The sequence below is a fragment of the Streptomyces sp. NPDC104096 genome, assembly GCF_055584385.1.
On sequence record NZ_JBVJMD010000006.1, the window covers coordinates 130,760 to 150,038 of the forward strand.

14 protein-coding genes are annotated in these 19,279 nt (G+C 71.0%); 5 read left to right on the forward strand and 9 right to left on the reverse strand.

Translation table 11 applies throughout. From position 1 onward, the window contains the following. Positions 1-234 precede the first annotated feature (234 nt). Entirely contained in the window at positions 235-3,948 is a 3,714-nt protein-coding gene (locus ACZ60B_RS09480) for a S8 family serine peptidase (protein WP_469385432.1), read from the forward strand. Positions 3,949-4,171: 223 nt separating this feature from the next. Here the strand turns inward: ACZ60B_RS09480 and ACZ60B_RS09485 are convergent, their stop codons facing one another. Further along, positions 4,172-5,032, reverse strand: a complete 861-nt coding sequence (locus ACZ60B_RS09485) for an SDR family oxidoreductase (protein WP_469385433.1) — start codon at positions 5,030-5,032, stop codon at positions 4,172-4,174. Positions 5,033-5,120: 88 nt separating this feature from the next. On the opposite strand from ACZ60B_RS09485, the gene ACZ60B_RS09490 reads away from it, so the two are divergent. Further along, positions 5,121-5,849, forward strand: coding sequence for a TetR/AcrR family transcriptional regulator (locus ACZ60B_RS09490; protein ID WP_469385434.1), 729 nt, complete (start codon positions 5,121-5,123; stop codon positions 5,847-5,849). A gap of 7 nt (positions 5,850-5,856) precedes the next feature. Here ACZ60B_RS09490 and ACZ60B_RS09495 read toward each other — a convergent pair whose 3' ends face one another. Further along, complete coding sequence (locus ACZ60B_RS09495; protein WP_469385435.1) at positions 5,857-6,006, reverse strand: hypothetical protein; 150 nt, start codon at positions 6,004-6,006, stop codon at positions 5,857-5,859. 609 nt (positions 6,007-6,615) lie between these two features. Beyond that, a complete protein-coding gene (locus ACZ60B_RS09500) occupies positions 6,616-7,710 on the reverse strand; it encodes a TDT family transporter (protein WP_469385436.1) in 1,095 nt (364 codons plus the stop codon). A gap of 402 nt (positions 7,711-8,112) precedes the next feature. On the opposite strand from ACZ60B_RS09500, the gene ACZ60B_RS09505 reads away from it, so the two are divergent. After that, a complete protein-coding gene (locus ACZ60B_RS09505) occupies positions 8,113-9,135 on the forward strand; it encodes a GlxA family transcriptional regulator (RefSeq protein WP_469385437.1) in 1,023 nt (340 codons plus the stop codon). A 195-nt stretch (positions 9,136-9,330) separates the two neighbouring features. On the opposite strand, the gene ACZ60B_RS09510 is transcribed toward ACZ60B_RS09505, so the two are convergent. Both ACZ60B_RS09510 and ACZ60B_RS09515 read right to left on the reverse strand, forming a co-directional pair. Further along, positions 9,331-11,103, reverse strand: a complete 1,773-nt coding sequence (locus ACZ60B_RS09510; protein ID WP_469385438.1) for an MOSC domain-containing protein — start codon at positions 11,101-11,103, stop codon at positions 9,331-9,333. Between the two features lie 448 nt (positions 11,104-11,551). Further along, a complete protein-coding gene (locus ACZ60B_RS09515) occupies positions 11,552-12,244 on the reverse strand; it encodes an alcohol dehydrogenase catalytic domain-containing protein (RefSeq protein WP_469385439.1) in 693 nt (230 codons plus the stop codon). A 613-nt stretch (positions 12,245-12,857) separates the two neighbouring features. Between ACZ60B_RS09515 and ACZ60B_RS09520 the strand changes: the two genes are divergently transcribed. Further along, positions 12,858-13,331, forward strand: a complete 474-nt coding sequence (locus tag ACZ60B_RS09520; protein ID WP_469385440.1) for a YbhB/YbcL family Raf kinase inhibitor-like protein — start codon at positions 12,858-12,860, stop codon at positions 13,329-13,331. 121 nt (positions 13,332-13,452) lie between these two features. Here ACZ60B_RS09520 and ACZ60B_RS09525 read toward each other — a convergent pair whose 3' ends face one another. Together ACZ60B_RS09525 and ACZ60B_RS09530 are read right to left on the reverse strand one after the other, a co-directional pair. Further along, positions 13,453-13,839 (reverse strand): hypothetical protein, encoded by a 387-nt coding sequence (locus ACZ60B_RS09525; protein ID WP_469385441.1) that lies wholly within the window; start codon positions 13,837-13,839, stop codon positions 13,453-13,455. Between the two features lie 481 nt (positions 13,840-14,320). Next, positions 14,321-15,421: an NADH:flavin oxidoreductase/NADH oxidase gene (locus ACZ60B_RS09530; RefSeq protein WP_469385442.1), complete on the reverse strand. Its 1,101-nt coding sequence runs from the start codon at positions 15,419-15,421 to the stop codon at positions 14,321-14,323. Between the two features lie 242 nt (positions 15,422-15,663). Between ACZ60B_RS09530 and ACZ60B_RS09535 the strand changes: the two genes are divergently transcribed. Then, positions 15,664-16,272, forward strand: a complete 609-nt coding sequence (locus ACZ60B_RS09535) for a TetR/AcrR family transcriptional regulator (protein ID WP_469385557.1) — start codon at positions 15,664-15,666, stop codon at positions 16,270-16,272. Positions 16,273-16,336: 64 nt separating this feature from the next. On the opposite strand, the gene ACZ60B_RS09540 is transcribed toward ACZ60B_RS09535, so the two are convergent. Continuing rightward, positions 16,337-17,104, reverse strand: coding sequence for an SDR family NAD(P)-dependent oxidoreductase (locus tag ACZ60B_RS09540; RefSeq protein ID WP_469385443.1), 768 nt, complete (start codon positions 17,102-17,104; stop codon positions 16,337-16,339). A gap of 599 nt (positions 17,105-17,703) precedes the next feature. After that, positions 17,704-19,176, reverse strand: a complete 1,473-nt coding sequence (locus ACZ60B_RS09545; protein WP_469385444.1) for an MFS transporter — start codon at positions 19,174-19,176, stop codon at positions 17,704-17,706. Positions 19,177-19,279 lie beyond the last annotated feature (103 nt).

Sequence of the window (19,279 nt, forward strand, 5' to 3'; positions counted from 1 at the left end):
CACGCGCCGAGTCGCCGACCGGGGTGCCCCACGGGCCCGTTGCTCCGTCCCTCGACACGTCGAACGGGGCGGTCCGCCGCCGCCCCCAGACGCACGGTGACCGACGACCCCGTCTGCTCTTGGCGTAACCGTGCCATGGCACTACAGCGACAGGTGCGACCCCTTGAACGACGGCGGTGGAGGCCCGGAGGATCCAGTGATCTTTCGCTCTTCGCCGCGAATCAGGAGTCTTCCTTGCCCAAGGTTCCCATCCCCCGGCCCGGGCCGATCGCCCTCGCCGTGGCGGCCGCGCTCACACTCGGCGTCATACCGGCGACCGCCGCTGTGTCCGTGCACTCCACCGGTGAGGTGTCGCACAACGACGCCGGACACCGAACCCCCGGCGGTGCCGGCACGCACACCGTCACCCTGATCACGGGTGACAAGGTCACCATCGGGACCGCCGCCGACGGCACCGTCGTGCGCTCCTTCCAGGCCGCGAGCGGAGCCACCACCGGCTTCCACCGCGCTGTCGTGGACGGCGCCACCTACGTCTACCCCGACGCCGCCCTGCCGTACGTGAGCGCCGGCAAGCTCGACAAGCAGCTCTTCAACGTGACGCGGCTGATCGCCGATGGCTACGACGACGCCCGCAGCTCCCGGCTGCCGCTGATCGTGCGCTACACCGGAGCTGCCGCCGAGGCCCGCACCCGGACGAAGATGGCCGGCTCGACCGACGTCCGCCGCCTGGACAGCATCCAGGGCGCGGCCCTCGCGCAGAACCACGAGCAGGCACCGGAGTTCTGGTCCTCGCTCACCGGGGGTTCCGGCGCGGCGGCCCGGTCCGCGAAGCCGTCCTTCGCGGGCGGCGTCGCCAAGGTCTGGCTCGACGGCAAGGTCAAGGCCGACCTGGCCGACTCCACCGCCCAGATCGGCGCGGACAAGGTCTGGGCGGAGGGTGACACCGGCCAGGGCGTGAAGGTCGCGATGCTCGACAGCGGCGCGGACACCGAACACCCGGACCTGGTCGGGCAGGTGTCCGACAGCGCCAGCTTCGTACCCGGCGAGGACGACATCGCCGACTACAACGGCCACGGCACGCACGTCGCCTCGACCATCGTCGGCACGGGCAGTGCCTCCGACGGCAAGGAGCGGGGTGTCGCCTCCGGCGCCCGGCTGGCCGTCGGCAAGGTGCTCAACTCCGAGGGCAGCGGCCAGGAATCCTGGATCATCGCGGGCATGGAATGGGCCGCCCGCGACCAGAAGGCCAGGATCATCAGCATGAGTCTGGGCGGCGGCGGTGACAAGACCGACCCGATGAGCCAGGCCGTCGACGAACTCAGCCGGGACACGGGCGCGTTGTTCGTGATCGCGGCGGGCAACGGGGGCCCGCACTCCATCAGCAGCCCCGGTGCCGCGGACTCCGCGCTGACCGTCGGCGCCGTCGACTCCACCGACACGCTCGCCGGCTTCTCCAGCCAGGGCCCGCGTGACGGCGACGCCGGGCTGAAGCCGGAGATCACCGCGCCCGGCGTCGACATCGTCGCGGCGCGCTCGCACTACAAGCGCGGCTCCGGCTACTACACCACGATGAGCGGTACGTCGATGGCGACGCCGCACGTCGCCGGTGCCGCCGCGCTCCTCGCTTCCGCGCACCCCGGCTGGACGGGCACCCAGCTCAAGGAGGCACTGGTCAGCAGTGCCAAGGCGACCCCGGCGTACACCCCGTACCAGGCGGGCGCCGGCCGGCTCGACGCGCCGGCGGCGGTGCACGCCACGGTCTTCGCCACCACGAGCGCCTACTCCGGCTTCCACACGTGGCCGCCGAAGCCGGGGCAGACCGACCTCCGGACGGTGACGTACACCAACGTCGGCGACGCACCGGCCGACCTCAAGCTGGCGGTCGACGGCACCGTCCCGGCAGGGTTGTTCAGCCTCTCCTCCGACGATGTCACCGTGCCCGCCCACGGCACCGCCACGGTCACCCTGACGGCGGATCTGGACAAGCTGGGCGGCGACCAGTCGGTCAGCGCCATGATCACTGGTACCGACGGCAGCGGAGCGGTCCGCGCCCGGACTCTGATCGGTGCGGCCCGCGAAGGCCGGCGGCAGAATCTGACCGTGGTCGCCAAGGACCGTTCGGGCAGGCCGATGGAGGGCCGGGTCGTCCTGAGCGCCGAGCACCTCTTCACGGTGATGGACCTCGACGCGTCCGGCACCGGCACGGTACGACTGCCCGTCGGCAGCTACAGCGGCTGGCTCACCGGTGACGTGCAGGGCGCCGAAGGCCCGCACTCGCGCGGGATGGTGCTGCTCGCCTTCAACGACGTGAAGCTGGACCAGGACCGTACCGTCACCCTGGACGGCCGCAAGGCACGCCGGATCCTGGCGCGCGTGCCGCAGCAGGCCACCGCCGTCGCACCGCGCCTGGACGCCCACCGGTCCTTCTCCGACAGTCTGGTGGAGACGTCGATGCTGCCGGACCCGTCGTACGACAGCATCTGGGCGCTCCCGACCGGCAAGAAGGTCACCGACGGCGAGTTCGAGGCCGGCGCCCGTTTCCGCCTCGAGCAGCCCGCGCTGACCGTGAGCACGAAGTCGACGACGTTCGACGACCCGCTGGTCAAGCGCGCGGCCACGCCGCTGCCCGCCGGTACCCGCAACCTGGCGGCCGTCTTCGCCGGTTACGGCACGGTCGAGGAGCTCGCGCGGCAGAACGTGCGCGGCAAGGCGGTCGTGGTGCGCGGCGCCGGCACGGAAGGGATCAAGGCCCAGGCGGCGGCCGCCGCGGCCGCCGGCGCCCGGCTGCTGCTGGTCGTCAACGACGGCGTAGGCCGCCTGCAGCCCTGGGACGAGAACCCCTGGAGTCCGGAGAGCCCGGCCCCGGTGACGGTGGCGACGCTCGACGCCGACCAGGGCGCCGACCTGCTCGGCCGACTCCGCAACGGCGCGGTCTCGCTGAAGGTCACCTCGCACCCCACGACCGACTATGTCTACGACGTCGTGCACCATTGGACGGGCGCCGTTCCGGCGGACCCGACCTGGCGTGAGGAGTCCAAGGACCTCGGCCGGGTGAACGTCTCCTTCCGGAACTACCGGCAGGGCAAGGCGATGGAGTTCCGTCCGGACGTCTGGCGCGGCTGGGCCGTCGGCAACCAGCTCACCGCTCCCGCCCGGGGCAAGCGCACCGACTGGGTCACCGCCGGCACCACGTGGCTCGACGACGCCTTCATCCAGGGCGAGACCGGGCAGCACTCGATCGCCCCGCTGAACTACCCGGCACACAAGACCGGCAAGGTCAGCTGGTTCGGCCCGATCCAGCGGCCCCGCATGGGGCCGATCAACTACCAGCCGGTCCGCTACCTCGACACGATGTACATGACCGCGCCCGGCTGGGGTGACTCGGGGTCCGGCCACGTCGGCGAGGCCAACGCGAACTTCGACGTCAAGGACTGGATGGCGCTCTACCAGGGCGACCAGCAGCTCGACTGGGGCAACGCAGAATACCTGCAGGTTCCCGGCCTCAGCGCCGAGCGCCTGCCCTACCGGCTGGTCCTCGACAACGACCGCGGCACCTGGGCCGGCCCGTACTCGACGCACACGCTGACCGAGTGGGACTTCACCTCCGCGGTCACCGGCCCCGATGCCGCGGTGTCCCTGCCGCTCATCCAGCTCGACTACGGCGTGGACACCGACGAGTCCGGCCGTGCCGACCGGCACGCGGGCCTGACGGTGACCGCCTCGCACCTGCCGGGCACCACCGCCGTCATCGGGAGGCCGACCGTCGAGGTGTCCTACGACGACGGTGCGACCTGGCAGCGGACCGGCCTGAGCCGGTGCGACGACGGATGGCGGACGAACCTGCGCGCGCCGCGGTCCGCCGACTTCGTCACCCTCCGGGCCAGTGCCCGGGACAGCGCGGGCAACTCCGTCTCGCAGACGATCACCCGGGCCTTCGGTCTGCGCTGACGTCACTCCCGGGTAGGTCACCCGGGACAGCACCGCGTGGGTGGGACCGCGGCCGGCGGCCCTGCCCACGCGGCGTGGCCGCCGGCCGAACGGCCGGCGGTCTCCCGCTGACCATCGTTCGGGAGAGCAGTCGCGGGTCGGGCTCCAGCCCTGGCTCAGTGATGACGGCGGGTTCGCCGGGTGCGTTCTTGTGGGTCCACGTTGTCCGGGCGCCCCCACGGATCTATTCGGCCCAGGCGCGCTCCAACTGGGAGAGGAAGGTGGCGGGCTTCCGCTCGATCAGCTCGGCCAGCGTGGAGTCGACAGCGGCGAACTCGCCCTCGCGGGCCGCGGCGAAGATGCTCAGCAGCAGGTCGGCGATCGGGGCGGGGGCGCCGTGCGCCAAGGCCTGCTCACGGAAGGCGTCGTCGGGGACGACGGTGCGGGTGAAGGGCCGTCCGGTGGTCCGCGACGCGATCTCGGCGATGGTGTCGAAGTCGAGCGCCGACGGTCCGGTGAGCGGCGGGGTGGGTCCCTCGAAGCGGGCCTCCTCGGTGAGGATCGCCGCGGTGGCCTCGGCGAGGTCGTCGTGGCCGGTCCAGGCGACGGGGCCGTCGGCGGGGAGGGCGATGTCGCCGGTGTGGCGGGCGGACTCCAGGAACTGCAGGGCGCTGGAGGCGTAGAAGCCGTTGCGCAGCGCGGTCCAGGGCAGGCCGGTGGCGCGCAGCAGGTCCTCGGTCCGGGCGTGGTCGCGGCACGCCTGGAAGCGGGAGTCGTGGGCGGCGCCCATCTGGCTGGTGTAGAGGATGCGGCCGACGCCGGCCTGCACGGCGGCGTCGATGGCGGCGCGGTGGCCGGTGACGCACTCCTGGCCCGTGCGGTCGAGGGAGACGAGGAGCAGTTGCTCGGCCCCCTCGAAGGCACGCTCGAGCGAGGCGGGGTCGTCGAAGCTGCCCTGCCGGACACGGACGCCGCGGTCGGCGAGGTCCTTCGCCTTGCGTGGGTCGCGGACGCTGACGCCGACGCGGTCGGCGTGGACGCGCTCCAGGAGGCGTTCGACGGTGCGGCGGCCGAGTTTTCCGGTGGCTCCGGTCACGATGATCATTGGGCTCTCCCGACGATGTTTCCAGTGGAATCACTTAAACCGTAACACTGGAAGTATCAGTGGAAGCAATCTTCGATATCATTGGTACATGGCTACCCGTGAGACATCCGACAGCCCTCGTCGCCGTATCGTCGAGGCAGCGGTCGAGCTGCTGGAGAGCGGCGGCCCCGACGCGGTGAGCACCCGTGCGGTCGCCGCCGCGGCCGGGATGCAGCCGCCGGCGATCTACCGCCTCTTCGGCGACAAGGAAGGGCTGCTGGAGGCGGTCGCCGACCACGGCTACGCGCAGTTCCTTCAGAGCAAGCGCGCGCAGCTCGACCCCGACCCGCAGGACCCGGTGGAGGAACTGCGCCGCGGCTGGGACATGGTGGTGGAGTTCGGGGTCACGCGCCCGGAGTTGTTCGCGGTGATGAACCGGGCCACCGGCCGGGCATCGGACGCAGCACACCGCGCGGGCCTGGAGATCCTCCATGGGCGGGTACGCCGGCTGGCGGCCGGGGGGTGGCTGCGGGTCGACGAGGAACTGGCCGCCCAGATCATCCGGGCGACCGGCCAGGGCGCGGTCACCACCTGGCACTCCACCCCGGCCGAACGCCGCGATCCGGCACTGCTGACCATCCTCCGCGAGTCCATGATCGCCGCCGTCACCCGCGCCGAACCGACGGTCCCCGCCGCGGAGACCGGCCCGGCCGCGGCGGCCCGCGCGCTGCGCGCCGCTCTCCCTGACGACGCCGATGTCCTGAGCGACGCCGAGCAGCACCTGCTGCGCGAGTGGCTCACCCGCCTGGCAGCGGACAGCGGCGCTCCGTACGCCTGATCGCGCGTCAACGGGTCGCCACGGTGCGTTCATGACGCATGTGCTCCTGGTCCTCGTCACCGAGGTCCGGCACGGGGTGTTCACCGATGCCCGCGTACGACGGATGGAGGCGGGCCGACACTCCATCGGACAGCAGAACACCGGCCGGTACGAGCACCGGCCGGCTTCGCCGGGAGCAGCCCTTGCCGACGCTCCGCGCCGCAGCCCGAAGAACTGCGGTGGCGGTCGCGGCGGCTTCGCCGGCCCGGGTGACCTCGGGTCAGGTCCTGCCGGTGCCGGCGGTGGTCTGTTGGGCGATCGGACCCGTGCAGTACCCGCTGATCGCCACGATCGTGCCGGCCAGGCTGCCGGCCCTGGGCGTGTGGCGGCACCTGGTGCGCCGGGTTCCGCTGCGCTACGGGCTCGGCTGGTGGAACACCGTGTTCCCGGTCGGTGTGCACGCGGTCACCACGCGTGAGCTGGGACGCGCGACCGGAACCCGGGGGGACGACGGCCACGGGTCGCTGGGAGATCTGGGTCGCCGCAGGGGTCTGGGCCGTCGTGTTCGCCGCCATGGCGGGCCGCCGGGCCCCAACCCCGCCCAGCGGCCGCGGGACCCACTGCCGATCCGAGACAGGCGTCCCACGCCGAGAGCAGGGCCCCCTCGTCCGCCCGGACGCTGCTCCAGGCACACTCGTCGGCGCGAACCCACCGGCCCGACGAGGGACCACGGTGGGTTCGGCCGGACGCTGCGCCCCGTGTCGCGGCGGGCCGCCTCAGGGATCGGTCATCGGCGGGCGCGCTCGCGCCGGACGCCGCCGACGTGGCGCAGAGAGTGCCAGGCGACCACCGCCCACGCGGCGACGAGCAGGGCGTACAGGGCGACGGCTCCCCAGACGAACAGCTGCGAACCGGTACGGGAAGCAAGAGCGCTGGTCCCGGTGACACAGGCCCCGAGAGGGAAGATGAAGGACCACCAAGTGGGTGCGAAGGGCAAACCCTTGCGGATCTCCCGCACGGTCAGCGCCGTGGCGAGCACCAGCCACAGCAGGGCGAAGCCCCAGATGCCGAGCCCTCCCAGGAGCGCCGCGACCGCACACCCGCGCGCGTACGGGGCGGGCAGCGCGCTCGGCGCCGCCGTGGCCAGCGCACCCAGCGCCGTCACCGCCTGGTCCAGCGCCCCCACGCCGATCCACACCGTGGGCACCAGCGCACCGCTGGGAGCGTCGTGATGCACGAGGCGGCTGTAGACCATGGCCAGGACCAGCACGACCGCGATCAGCCCGAGTCCGAGCATCGCATAGCAGCCCAGCAACATGGCCAGCCGCACCTGCCCGGCCGGCGCCCGCGGGATGAGCAGCGCGCCCGTCGCCGCGGAGACCATCGGGGGCACCACCGGCAGCAGCCAGCCGCCGAACGCGGCGTCCGGCGCGAAACGGTGCCGCGTGACCATCAGATACGGAACCGTGCAGGCGGTGACGAGACCGAGCACCGTACCGGCGGACCACAACACCAAGTCCGCACAGAGAGCCGCACGCTCCCCGATCACCCGCCCGCCCAGCAGCAGCGTCGACGCCCCGACGGTGAGCAGCGCGACCGGCGGCGCCCCGAAGAACTGGGACAGAACCGGATCACCGGCATGCACGCGCAGCAGCCGCTGCCCGAGGTACGCGGCCACCAGCACGATCAGCAGCACGGCGGTCCCGGCCCAGACCACCGTGGCAGCCACGCCGAGCCCCGGAAAGCCGCGCGGCAGCGTAGCGGCCGCCACGGCGACGATCCCGCTGCCCATGACGGCCGCGAACCAGCTGGGACCGAGCCGCCCCCGGCCTCGGTCGTTCGTCTCGACCGGCCGGTCACGGGCATGTGCGGACGGTCTCAAAACCGGGCCGCCCTGGGCCGGGACCGCTCGGCTGGTACTGGAGTGGGGTGCCACGACGTGGTGCCTTCTCTTCTCGGGTCGGATTCCTCACCGCCCACGATCTGCGACGGTGACAGGCCGACCGCCCGGCCCGCACCCAGCAGTTCACGGCGCGCGGCCGGGACCGACGGCCCGTTGGCGGCTTCGAACCTATGGCGCACCACGGATCCCGCCACAGAACCGCACGCGACACAACACCCTCACACCAGGACATCGAGCACTCGTGCCGGTCGTCGCCGGAGAGTGATTTCCCGTGCACCCTGCCCGCGGCGAGTTACCCGGTCGCCCAACCGCCCATGTGGGTTTGATAATCAAAACCAAGGCGTTTACCCTCGGTGAGTCCGTCCGGCCAGGAGGCGTGCGATGAAGGACGAGCCGTCCGGCAGGAAGCCGCTGCTGGTAACTGTTCTGGTCTTCCCGGGCGTACGCCTGCTCGACGTCACCGGCCCGATCGAGGTCTTCACGTCGGCCAACGATTTCGGCGGACGCTACCGCGTACGCATGGTCTCCCCGGACGGCGCCGACGTGGTCACCGCGGCCGGCACCGGACTCCACGTCGACCAGGCCGCCGCGCAGATACACGACGTGAGCGACGTCGTCATCATCCCGGGCGGCCCCGAGTGGCCCTCGCTCATCAAGGACGACGCTCTGCTGGACGCCGTCGGAGCACTCGACTCCCGCAGCCGTCGTACCGCGTCCATCTGCACCGGCGCCTTCCTGCTCGCCGCCGCCGGACTGCTCGACGGACGCAGAGCGACCACGCACTGGCGCTTCGCCGACCGGCTCGCCCTGCGGTACCCGCAGGTGACCGTCGAGGCCGACGCCCTGTTCGTCCGCGACGGCCACATCATGACCTCCGCGGGCGTCAGCTCGGGCATCGACCTGTCGCTCGCCCTGGTCGAGGAGCACCTCGGCGCCGACGTCGCCCGCGCCGTCGCCAAGGACATGGTCGTCTTCATGCAGCGGCCGGGAGGCCAGTCACAGTTCAGCGTCCGCACGCAGAGCCCGCGCCCGCGCCAGGAGATGCTGCGCCGGGTCCTGGACGCGGTCGCCGAAGACCCGTCCGCCGAGCACACCCTCACCACCATGGCGCGCCGTGCGGGCGTGAGCACCCGGCACATGACGCGCCTGTTCCACGACGAGATGGCCATGACCCCTGCCCGTTACGTCGAGCAGGTCCGCATGGAAGCCGCCCAGGTGATGCTCGAAGGCGGCGACGACCCCATGGCCACGGTCGCCCGGCGCACCGGCTTCGGCTCACCGGAGTCGCTGCGCCGGGCCTTCACGCGCAACCTCGGCATCACGCCCGGGGCCTATCGGACCCGCTTCCGCACCACGGACAGCACGCACGTCGTGGGCTCCGCACCCAACGGCGAGCGCGCCTGACATCCCGCGACACCTGACGGTGATGCCTCGCCCCTCCGCTCGGCGCCAGTCGGGAAAACGCGTTCGCCTGCGGGTGCGGCGACCGGGGCGGGCGCAGTGGGCCGCAGTGCCGCCTGCGCGGCAGCGGTGGACCCGTCTGAACGCGCTGCCTGGACAGAGCCGACGGTTGGGGGCCGGCCTTGCCGTTCGCGGTGGTCAAAGATCGAGGATCACATCGAGGCGGGGCTGGGAGCAGCAGATCAGAACGTTGCCGTCGGCCGGGGCGTCGACGGGGTCGGGGAAGTAGTCGACCTGGCCGCTGACGAGTGCGGTCTCGCACGTGTGGCAGACCCCGCTGCGGCAGGACCACCGGACAGGGACGTCGCAGGCTTCGGCCAGCTCGAGGAGGGTGCCGTAGCCGGATTCCCAGGGCACGGTGAGGCTGCTGCGGGCGAACGTGACGGACGGACCGGTACCGGACCCGGGCAGGGAGGCGGGCGCGTGGGGTGCGCGGGCGCCGGTCGGCAGGACACCGGGGGTGATCGCGGAGACCGACCCGAAGATCTCGGTACGGATGCGCGACGGGTCCAGCCCGCAGTCCACCAGAGCCATGGTCATGTCGTCCATGAACGCGGCCGGCCCGCAGACGTAGGCCTCCGCCTCCGGCGGCAGGTGCAGGCCGGACAGGACGGCGCCGGACAGCCTGCCGACGCCGGTGTAGTCCTCGCCCGGGCGGTCGTCGTCGCGGGGCCTGCTGTAGACGACGTGCCGGTGGGCCGAGGGCAGCCGGGCCAGCAGGGAGCGGACCTCTTGAGCGAAAGGGTGTTCGGCGCCGTCGTGTGCTCCGTGGATCCACCACACCTGGCGGGGGTCCTTGCCCGCGGCCAGGCTGTGCAGCATCGCCAGGACCGGGGTGGCTCCCACTCCCGCGGAGATCAGCACCACCGGTGCCGGGGTCTTACCGAGAACGAAGGTCCCTCGGGGCGCTGCCACGTCCAGGGTGTCGTGGACGGCGACGCGCTGACGCAGATAGCCGCTGCCGACACCGTTGGGCTCTTGTTTGACGCTGATCCGGTACGAGGCGTCGCCGGGCCGTCCCGACAGGGAGTAGCTGCGGATGACGGAAGGTCCCCGCGGGTCCGGCTGCATGCGGACCGTGACGAACTGGCCGGGCAGGGCGGCAGGGAGCGGACCACCGTCCGGGGCGCCGAGGACGAGGGAGAAGACGCTGGCGCTCTCCGGGACGACACCGGTGACCGTCAGGGGGCGGAATCCCTGCCAGGCCGGGGGCGCAGCCGCCCCCGCGGCGGTCAGTCCGGCGTTGCCGGTGGCCTCTCCCGCGCCGTGCGCCTCGTCGAGGAGCGCCTGCATGGAAGTCCGCCAGCCGGGGCTCAACGCAGGGATACGCAGGGCGCGTTCGAGTTGCGGGCGAGGGTGGTCGGACTTGTAGAGAAGGGCGTCGATGTCCGCCACGGTCATGCCTTCCGGACCGTCGGCAGTCTTGATGATGTCGTCGCCCGCCTGTACGAGTCCTTCGGTCAGCACCTTCAGATAGAAGCCGGGACGACCGTGGGCCACGAGCAGAGCGGGCATCCGGGGTTCGTTCATGCGCAGGCCGACGCGGTAGCACGTCACTCGAGGCTGAGTGACCTCGAACAGCGCGTCCCCGATCGCGTACTGGTCCCCGATGCAGACCTCGTCGTCCGGCAGGCCCTCCACCGTGAAGTTCTCACCGAACTGACCGTGGACGAAGTCGCCCCGTCCCAGATGCTTCTGCCAGTGGCGATAGGAGTCCAACTGGTAGACCAGGACCGCACGACAGGGGCCGCCGTGACCGCCCAGGTCGCCCTGCCCGTCACCGTCGATGTTGAGCCGCCGGACCATCCGCGGCCCGGTGACCGGCCGCTTCCAGATACCCGTGTGCGTGGTGCGGCCGTTCCAGGGCACGTCCTGCGGCAACCCCACGTTCACCGCGATCAGTGTCGCCATGGGCGACCATCTCCCGTCGAGTGGTTTTCCTTCTCCCACCGGTAACCCCGAGTCTCCACGGCAACTCGACGCCGCGCATCCTCGGCCGGTGACGGGACCCGGGTCCACCCCGGAGCCCCGGGCGACACCGGAGCGACTGCGGGCCCGGCCCGTCGATGCCGGACCACTCGACAGGCACCTGCCCGGTGAGCTCCGCGTCCTCCCGTGCGGCGTCGGAGCGCGGAAGTCCGGCTGGTCATGCCCGTGACTCCGAGACGTTTCCTCGGCACGCCGGGGCGTACTGCGTGCCGCGCAGGGCGCCGACCTGCGGACAGCTCCTCGAACCCGGCGGCATTCCCGATGCGGCCCCGCACGGCGCGTGCCTGCCGGCTTCCTCCGCGACGGACCGCCGACCACCACGGCGAGTGCTCCCCCTCGGCCAGCGCCTCCAGAGACTGCTCGAGCCCGATCACCCGACGCCCGGGGGACCCGTTTCGCATGGCCCAGGTCCTCCCTCACCCGCTCCAGTTCGCTTCGGGCTTCTCCACCCGTACCACCGCGGGGTCGTCTCAACTGGCCAGGGCAGACCGGGGCCCTCGCAAACCACGAGGGCTTCCCCCAACAATGCCTGGGTCGTGGTATTCAATGGACGCCTCGCTGCCCACGCAGTCCAGGATCGCGTCGATAGCTTTCGCATTCCCCGGTACGGGGTCGTCCCCGCGTCCGTCATCGGCGCCAGCACCTCAGGCGACTTCGCAGCTTCCTCCGACACCGGGATCACGTGCCGGCACTCCACGGCCATGTACTCGGCGAAGCCCCCCGGAGGACCGAACCCCACCCACCTGCCGCTCCCGCTGCAGAGCTGCTCGTTGCCCTCCCGACACTGGCGGCGGGTGCCGTCACCCCAACTGGGATTGACGACAACCATGTCGCCCTCCGTGTAGCCCACCGTCGACGGCACGCCACTGCCCGGCCCAGACACCCGGCCCGTGACCTCGTGACCGGGAATGTATGGGAATTCAACAGGGAACGGCCCCTTGAAATAGCCGTCCTGGAGTTGGTGGTCGCTTCGGCACATCCCTGTTGCCGCGACCTTCAACAAGATTTCGTCCGGTCCAGGTTCCGGTACCGCCACCTCTTCGATCCGGAGGGTTCGTTGCATCCGTGCATCCGAGCTGCTCGCATCTGCATGGGACCCTCGCCTTCGCTCGCAAGAAGCGGTACACGCGGGCCGGCCTCACGACTCCAGCGCTGGCTACGGCGGCCACCGCCTCGGACGACACCGGCTTCCTGCATTCACCGTCACCATGCATCCAGATCCCGTCGCGCGAACACCACGCCATGGCGCCCTCCCGCCCTCAGTGCCCCGCCTGCATGTGCGAGAACGGCATCCGGCTGGGCCCGGGAGGGATCCGTACCGTCGCGCGCAGTGGTACGGCCACCTGCGGAGGCCTACGGTTGACCGACGGGAGTGCGGCGCTGGATGCATCGGCTGCAGGCCCGTGATCCGGGTCTGGCCGCAGTGCGGCGCGCGGCTCGGGTCACCGTGCTGGCATGTGCGGGCTTCTAGGTCGCGCGCCATGGGCTGGGTGACCGGACGGTCGCCATCCCCGTGGCGCAGTTGTGGACGGTCGCCTCGCTGGAGATGGATCGGTCAGGACGCGAGCGGCTCGTCATGGCCAGGTCGCGACGCGTGCCGTGCGTGGACGGGAAGAACCTTCATGATCAAACCCTACGGCCCCTACGATTTCATGCCGCCGATCAGGAACTTTACGGTGACCTCGGAGTCCGTGGCCCACGGCGGTCGACTGGCCCTGGAACAGGTGAGCGGCATCCTGGGGGCGGGCGGAGCGGACATCTCACCGCAGCTGAGCTGGTCCGGGTTCCCGGAGGAGACACAGAGCTTCACCGTGGCCATGTTCGATCCGGACGTGCCCACTGCCTCAGGCTTCTGGCACTGGGCTGTGGCGAACCTTCCGGCCTCCGTGACCGACCTTCCGGCCGGGGCCGGAGCGGGCAGCGACCTGCCCGGCGGCGCGGTGGCACTCCCCAACGACGCCGGATACCGCCGATACCTCGGCCCGGCTCCGCCGCCGGGCAACGGTCCGGACCGCTACTTCCTCGTCGTTCACGCCGTGGGCGTACGCAAGCTGGACGTGTCGGAGACGACGTCCCCGGCCCTCATGGACTTTCTCCTGTTCACCCACGCCATCGCGCGGGCCACCGTGTACGGCACCTTCGAGCGATGAGCGCGACAGGCCCGCCCTTTCAGCTCGTAACACGATCTTGCTCACGTGAAGCGGCTGGCCGGGGCGCTGCCGAGTGAGTTGCCGCTGCCGGTGCCAAGGTGGTTCACAGGCCATGCCGGGGTCATGTCGGGATGAAACTCGGCCACCAGGGCGGGACGTTGCCCGGGCAGAACGGGGCTGGGTAGGGGTCCGGCATCCCGAGCCAGGTGACGAGGAACCAGGTGAACCACAGGGTGAAGATGAGCCCTGCCGTCAGAGCTGTCCTGCGATGACGTCTTCCGAGGGTGCTGTGCAGGATCACCCACGGAACCGCGGCGGCGATCCAGATGAGGGGCGCAAGAAACAGCAAAGTCATGCCGTTGGCCCCTGCGTTGATGCCGATGTCACAAGCAGCCCATGCCCTCCCGATCGCAGCGGTGGTCACCACCGCGGTCAGCCCGCCGAAGAGGACACCAAGGCCGATTCCGCTGAACCGGTTGCTCGGAGGACTCGACGGTTCTGCTTCCACGATCATCTCCTCCGCCGGGCCCTGGATGCGGAGAGTACCAACGCTGTGAAGCGGCCTGCTGGGGCCCTGGCCTGCCCTGGCACCGGTCCGTCGTTCTTGGGCTTCCGAAGCCGTCGCCGGCAGATGAGGCCGCACGCCGATGAGCCGAAGGCGTCGTGGAGTTCGACGCGGCGTTCCCAGCGGATGGCGAGGCGTCTGAACTGGTGGAGCAGGGCGAAGGTCTGCTCCACCACACAACGGAGTTTGCCCGGCCACGGGCGGGATGTGGTTGGGCTTTCGGTTGGTCGTCACTGTGGCGGCTCGGCCGAGGCCGGGACTCGCCGGTGAACCACGTCGGCCCCCTCACCTGGGCGCTCGCCGCCCTGCAAGCTCATGCGTACGGGAAAGGCCCCCGTCGCTGTCGACGGGGGCCTGTTCGGGTAGGGGGTCCCGGTAGCGAGTCAGGCCGCAGCCCCCTCGGGAGGCTTGCCTTCCCGGCGCGTTAGGCGCGGTGGTACTGGACGGGGGTGGGCACCGTCCCTCCCAGGGCCGTGGCTGCGTGCCGGGGCCAGTACGGGTCGCGCAGCAGCACCCGGCCGAGGAGGACTGCGTCGGCCGCCTCGGAGGCGAGGATCGCCTGAGCCTGGTCGGGCTCGGTGATCAGGCCTACGGCAGCGACAGGCATGTCCGCCTCGGCGCGGACGCGGCCGGCGTAGGGCACCTGGTAGTCGGGGCCGACCGGGATCTTCGCGTCGGGCACGTTACCGCCGGTGGAGACGTCGAGGAGGTCGACGCCGCGGGCGCTGAGTTCCTTCGCCAGCCGTACCGTCTCGTCCGCGGTCCAGCCTTCGCGGTCGGCGTCGCCGGTCTCCTGGAGCCAGTCAGTGGCCGAGACGCGGAAGAAGAGCGGCAGGTCATCAGGCCAGACGGCGCGGACGGCGTCGACGACCTCCAGGGCGAGGCGGGTGCGGCCGGCGAAGTCGCCGCCGTAGGTGTCGGTGCGGTGGTTGCTGTGCGGGGAGAGGAACTGGTGGATCAGGTAGCCGTGCGCACCGTGGATCTCGGCCACCTGGAATCCGGCGTCCAGGGCTCGTCGTGCGGCGTCGGCGAAGTCCTCCACGATGCGGCTGATCGCCTCGGCCGAGAGCTCCTCGGGCGTGGTGGACGCCGGCCCGAACGGGGCGGCGCTCGGGCCGACCGGGGTCCAGCCGTGTTCCTCGCTCGGGGCGATCGGGGCGCCGCGCTCTACCCAGGTCCGCTCGGTGGAGGCCTTGCGGCCCGCATGTGCGAGCTGGATGCCGGGCACCGTGCCCTGGGACTTCAGGAAAGTGGTGATCCGTCGGAAGCCCTCGGCCTGGGTGTCGTTCCAGATGCCGAGGTCGTAGGGACTGATGCGCCCTTCGGGGCTGACCGCGGTGGCCTCGGTGATGATCAGCCCGGCGCCCCCGGTGGCACGCGCCGCGAGGTGCGTGAAATGCCAGTCGTTCGGTACACCTGCCCGGTCACCTTCCGGAGCGGCGCTGTACTGGCACATGGCGGCCATCCAGATCCGGTTCGGGATCGTCAGCGACCGAAGGGTAAGTGGCTCGAAGAGCGTGCTCACGTAGGTGTCTCCTCAACGCGTGAACAGGTGTTTTACGGAGTGGGTGCCTGCTGCGGGGAAGTTGCTGGGTTCTCCGCGGTTGCGCTGCTTGCAAACGCTGCATACCGGCGATCGCATTCCCGCCGTGCCGAGGAACAGCCCTGCTCGGCGAACAGACCGTCCCACTCCGCGACCCGCAAGGGCCGCGTTCCTCGCAGACCCCTACGATGGACCGGGTGGTCCACTCGCAGGAGGTGCGGGACATGCGCGGTGAGCTGACGGCCAAGGGGAAGGCGACGCGGAGCCGCATCGTCGAGGGGGCTGCTGCGGTACTGCGGGAGAAGGGCGTCGCGTCGGCCACCCTGGACGACATCATGGTGCGGACCCGCAGCAGCAAGAGCCAGCTCTTCCACTACTTCCCGGCGGGCAAGGACGAACTCCTCGTCGCGGTGGCCCGGTTCGAGGCCGACCAGGTCCTGGAGGACCAGCAGCCCTACCTGGGCCGCCTCGACTCGTGGGAGGCCTGGAGCGAGTGGCGGGACGTGGTCGTCAAGCGCTACGAGGATCAGGGCGACCAGTGTCCGCTCGGGTCGCTGTTCCTCCAGATCGGCCGCTCGACCCCTGGGACACGGGCGATCGTGATCGAGCTGATGCGACGCTGGCAGGAGAGCCTCGCGGCGGGCATCAGGGCACTCCAGGCGGTCGGCGGCCTGCCCGCCGACCTCGATGTCGACCGGCGGGCCGCGTCACTGCTGGCCGCGATCCAGGGAGGCGTGTCGATCCTGCTTTCGACAGGACGGTCCACTCACCTGCGCGCCGCTCTCGATCAGGGGATCGACGACCTGAAGCACGCGGCCGGCACCACGGAGTGAGCTGCACGCCCTCCGCCTCCCGGCGTTCTCCGCGCGGCCGCCGCGCCGGGACGCGCACCGGATGTCAGGCGGCGACGACCGCGACAGTGGTGCGGCCACCGTCGACGTCGAGCACGATGCCGTGCACGAAGGCCGACTCGTCGGACGCCAGGTACACGGTGGCGTTCGCGATCTCCTCGGGGCTGCCCATCCGACTCGCCGGGGTGCCCTTCATCATGACCTCGGCAGGGTGTTCCTCTCCGGGGGACGCCGCAGCCAGCACCACCCCCGGAGAGATGGCGTTCACGCGGACACCCTGAGGCCCGAACTCCGCCGCCCATGCCCGGGTCAGCGTCTCCATGGCCCCCTTCGTGGAGCTGTAGAGCGCTCCGACCGGGATCCCGAGGCGCGCGATCCAGGAACCCAGGTTGATGATCGCCCCGCCGCCGGCCTCCACCATGGCGGGGGCGACGGCCGCCGTCAGGAAGAACGGGGCCTTGACGTTCACCGCGTAGACCTGGTCGAAGGCCTTCTCGTCCGTCGTCGTCGTGGAGCCGGCGGGATAGATGCCTGCGTTGTTCACCAGGATGTCGATCCGGCCGCCGAGGACGCGGGTCGCCTCCTCGGCCAGAGCCTGCGAGGCCGCGGCGCTGCCGTCCAGGTCGGCCTGCACGAAGTCGGCCCGTCCGCCGCGCGCGCGAATCCCCTCGACGACCTCCCCGCCCCGTTCGGCGCTCCGGCCGGAGACGATCACGTGCGCCCCCTGGGCGGCGAAGGCTTCGGCGATCGCCCGTCCGATGTTGCTGGTCGCTCCGGTCACCAGGGCGGTCCTGCCCTCAAGACGCATCGACATGATCCACTCCGTTGCATTCGTTCTTCACCGTGGACCCGGGCGGCATGAAGGCGGCAGCGCCTTCGGCCGGACGGGGGCCCTGACCCACAGGGCATGTGCGTCAACGTACGACCGAGAAATTGGACCAGCAAGTCCAGAAAAAGGGACGGGCCGGCCTTGGGACCTCAGGTGCCGGTCGTTCCGCCCGGCTCCTGGTCCCGCGCGGTCTCGGCGAACACCTGCGAGGCGATCCGATACCCCTCGAAGGCGCTCAGATCGCCGCGTACGCGGCGATCTGAGCGCCTCGGCGTAGCGGCCTTCTTCCTGGGTGGTGGTTGCCATGGTTCCTTCCTGCCGAGGGGAGATCGGTCGTCGACAGGGACCGATCGTTCACTGATGACCGACGGAGCGGCCCACCTCGCTCCACGCGCGAGCCTCGGCCTGCCGGCCCGCCCGTGCCTCGACCGCGACGTCCAGGACGTCGGAGCCGAGCAGCAGACGGCAAGGGACTGCTTCTCGGCCATGGCCACGATGACGGCGCGGGCCGTTTCGACCGGGACGCCGATGGACGAGATACGGGCCCCTCCTGGTGCGAAGTGGCCCGTGACCTTGCTCGTACTTCACGCTCCCTGGTTCTCCCGCCGCCACACCTGGGCCGGGGCTTCAGCGGCCGGTGGGACGGCCGCGGAAGCAGGATCGGTCTCAGCGGCGGCCGCACGGGCGCCACGCCGGGGCGACGGCACGAGGGTGGCCGTGAGGGCGGCGGCGACGAGGAGCCCGGCCAGGAGGGTAAATCCGTGAATATAACCGGAGTTGTAGGGCAGCCCCGAGGGCTGCAGCCGACTGGTCACCAGCAGGCTGGTCAAGGCGGTGCCCATGGAGCCGCCGATGGTACGGAGGTTGGCGTTCATGCCGGTCGCGGCGCCGGTCTGCTCGGCGGGCACGCTGCGGACGACGAGGTTTGCCATCGAGGCGAAGGCGAGGCCGACGCCGAAGCCGAACAGGCCTGCGACGAGTGCGACCTGCCACTGCTGCTCGTGCCACGGTACGAGGACGCCGCAGGCGACCGCGGCGAAGACGGAACCGGCGATGAGCAGGCGTTTGGACCCGACAACGGACTCCAGGCGGCCGCTGAGGATGCCGGAGACGAACATGGCGATCAGCATGGGGACCATGAGGAGTCCCGAGCCCGTGACGCTTGCGCCGAACCCGTATCCGGCGGAGCTGGGCGTCTGTACGAATCCGGGCAGGAACGACCAGATCCCGAACATGCCGGCGCCGAACAGCAGACCTGCGGCATTGGTGGTCCAGACGGCGGGCAGACGCATGATGCGCAAGTCGATCAGCGGGCTCTCGGCGCGGGATTCGGCGAACAGCCACAGCGCGCACAGTACGACGGCGGCGGCGAAGAGGCCGGTCACCCGGGCGGAGCCCCAACCCCATTGCCTGCCCTGGGTGAGGGGCAGGAGAAGGGCGACCAGCCAGCCGGACAGCAGCACCGCGCCGGTCCAGTTGACCGAGCCGGCAGCGCGGCTGTGCGACTCCGGAACATAGCGCAGGGCCATCACGGCGGTCACGGCGACGACGAAGACGGGGATCCAGAACAGCCAGTGGTAGTCGAGGGCGCCGATGACGGGGCCGGCGGCGACCATGCCGAGGCCGCCGCCGGCAGCGATCACGGCGGACAGGTTGCTGATGCTGCCGCTGACCTTCTCGCGAGCGAACTGGTCGCGGATGATGCCGAAGGACAGCGGGAAGAGCGCACCGCCGGCGCCCTGGACGATCCGGGCGGTGATCAGGACACCGATGTTCGGTGCAAGAGCGGCGAGCAGACAGCCCGCGAGGACGGCCAGAAGGACGGCGACCATGGTCCGCTTCTTGCCGAGCAGGTCACCGGCACGGCCCAGGATCGGCGTGAATACGGAGGCGGACAGCAGGTAGGCGGTCATCACCCAGGTCACGGTCGACTGGGAGGTGTGCAGCGCGTGCTGAACCGTCGGCAGAGCCGGTGCGATCAGCGACTGCAGCATGGAGAACACGCCTGCGCCGGTCGCGAGGACCGTGAATGTGAGGCGTGTCGAGGGACGGGGCATGGAGTGACTCTCCGGAGGGGGCGCCGGCCGTCGTCCTTTGGGCGTGTCTGGCACGCCGGAAGGGCAACGGCGGCATGGCCCGGTTGTGGCTTGCTTCGAGAGG

Bases quoted from the DNA above. Each gene is read 5' to 3' on its own strand.
- ACZ60B_RS09490 (WP_469385434.1), top strand. From the start codon at position 5,121: ATGGCTACCCGTGAGACATCCGACAGCCCTCGTCGCCGTATCGTCGAG.
- ACZ60B_RS09485 (WP_469385433.1), bottom strand. From the start codon at position 5,032: ATGATCATCGTGACCGGAGCCACCGGAAAACTCGGCCGCCGCACCGTC.
- ACZ60B_RS09535 (WP_469385557.1), top strand. From the start codon at position 15,664: ATGCGCGGTGAGCTGACGGCCAAGGGGAAGGCGACGCGGAGCCGCATC.
- ACZ60B_RS09540 (WP_469385443.1), bottom strand. From the start codon at position 17,104: ATGTCGATGCGTCTTGAGGGCAGGACCGCCCTGGTGACCGGAGCGACC.
- ACZ60B_RS09545 (WP_469385444.1), bottom strand. From the start codon at position 19,176: ATGCCCCGTCCCTCGACACGCCTCACATTCACGGTCCTCGCGACCGGC.
- ACZ60B_RS09515 (WP_469385439.1), bottom strand. From the start codon at position 12,244: ATGCAACGAACCCTCCGGATCGAAGAGGTGGCGGTACCGGAACCTGGA.
- ACZ60B_RS09505 (WP_469385437.1), top strand. From the start codon at position 8,113: ATGAAGGACGAGCCGTCCGGCAGGAAGCCGCTGCTGGTAACTGTTCTG.
- ACZ60B_RS09510 (WP_469385438.1), bottom strand. From the start codon at position 11,103: ATGGCGACACTGATCGCGGTGAACGTGGGGTTGCCGCAGGACGTGCCC.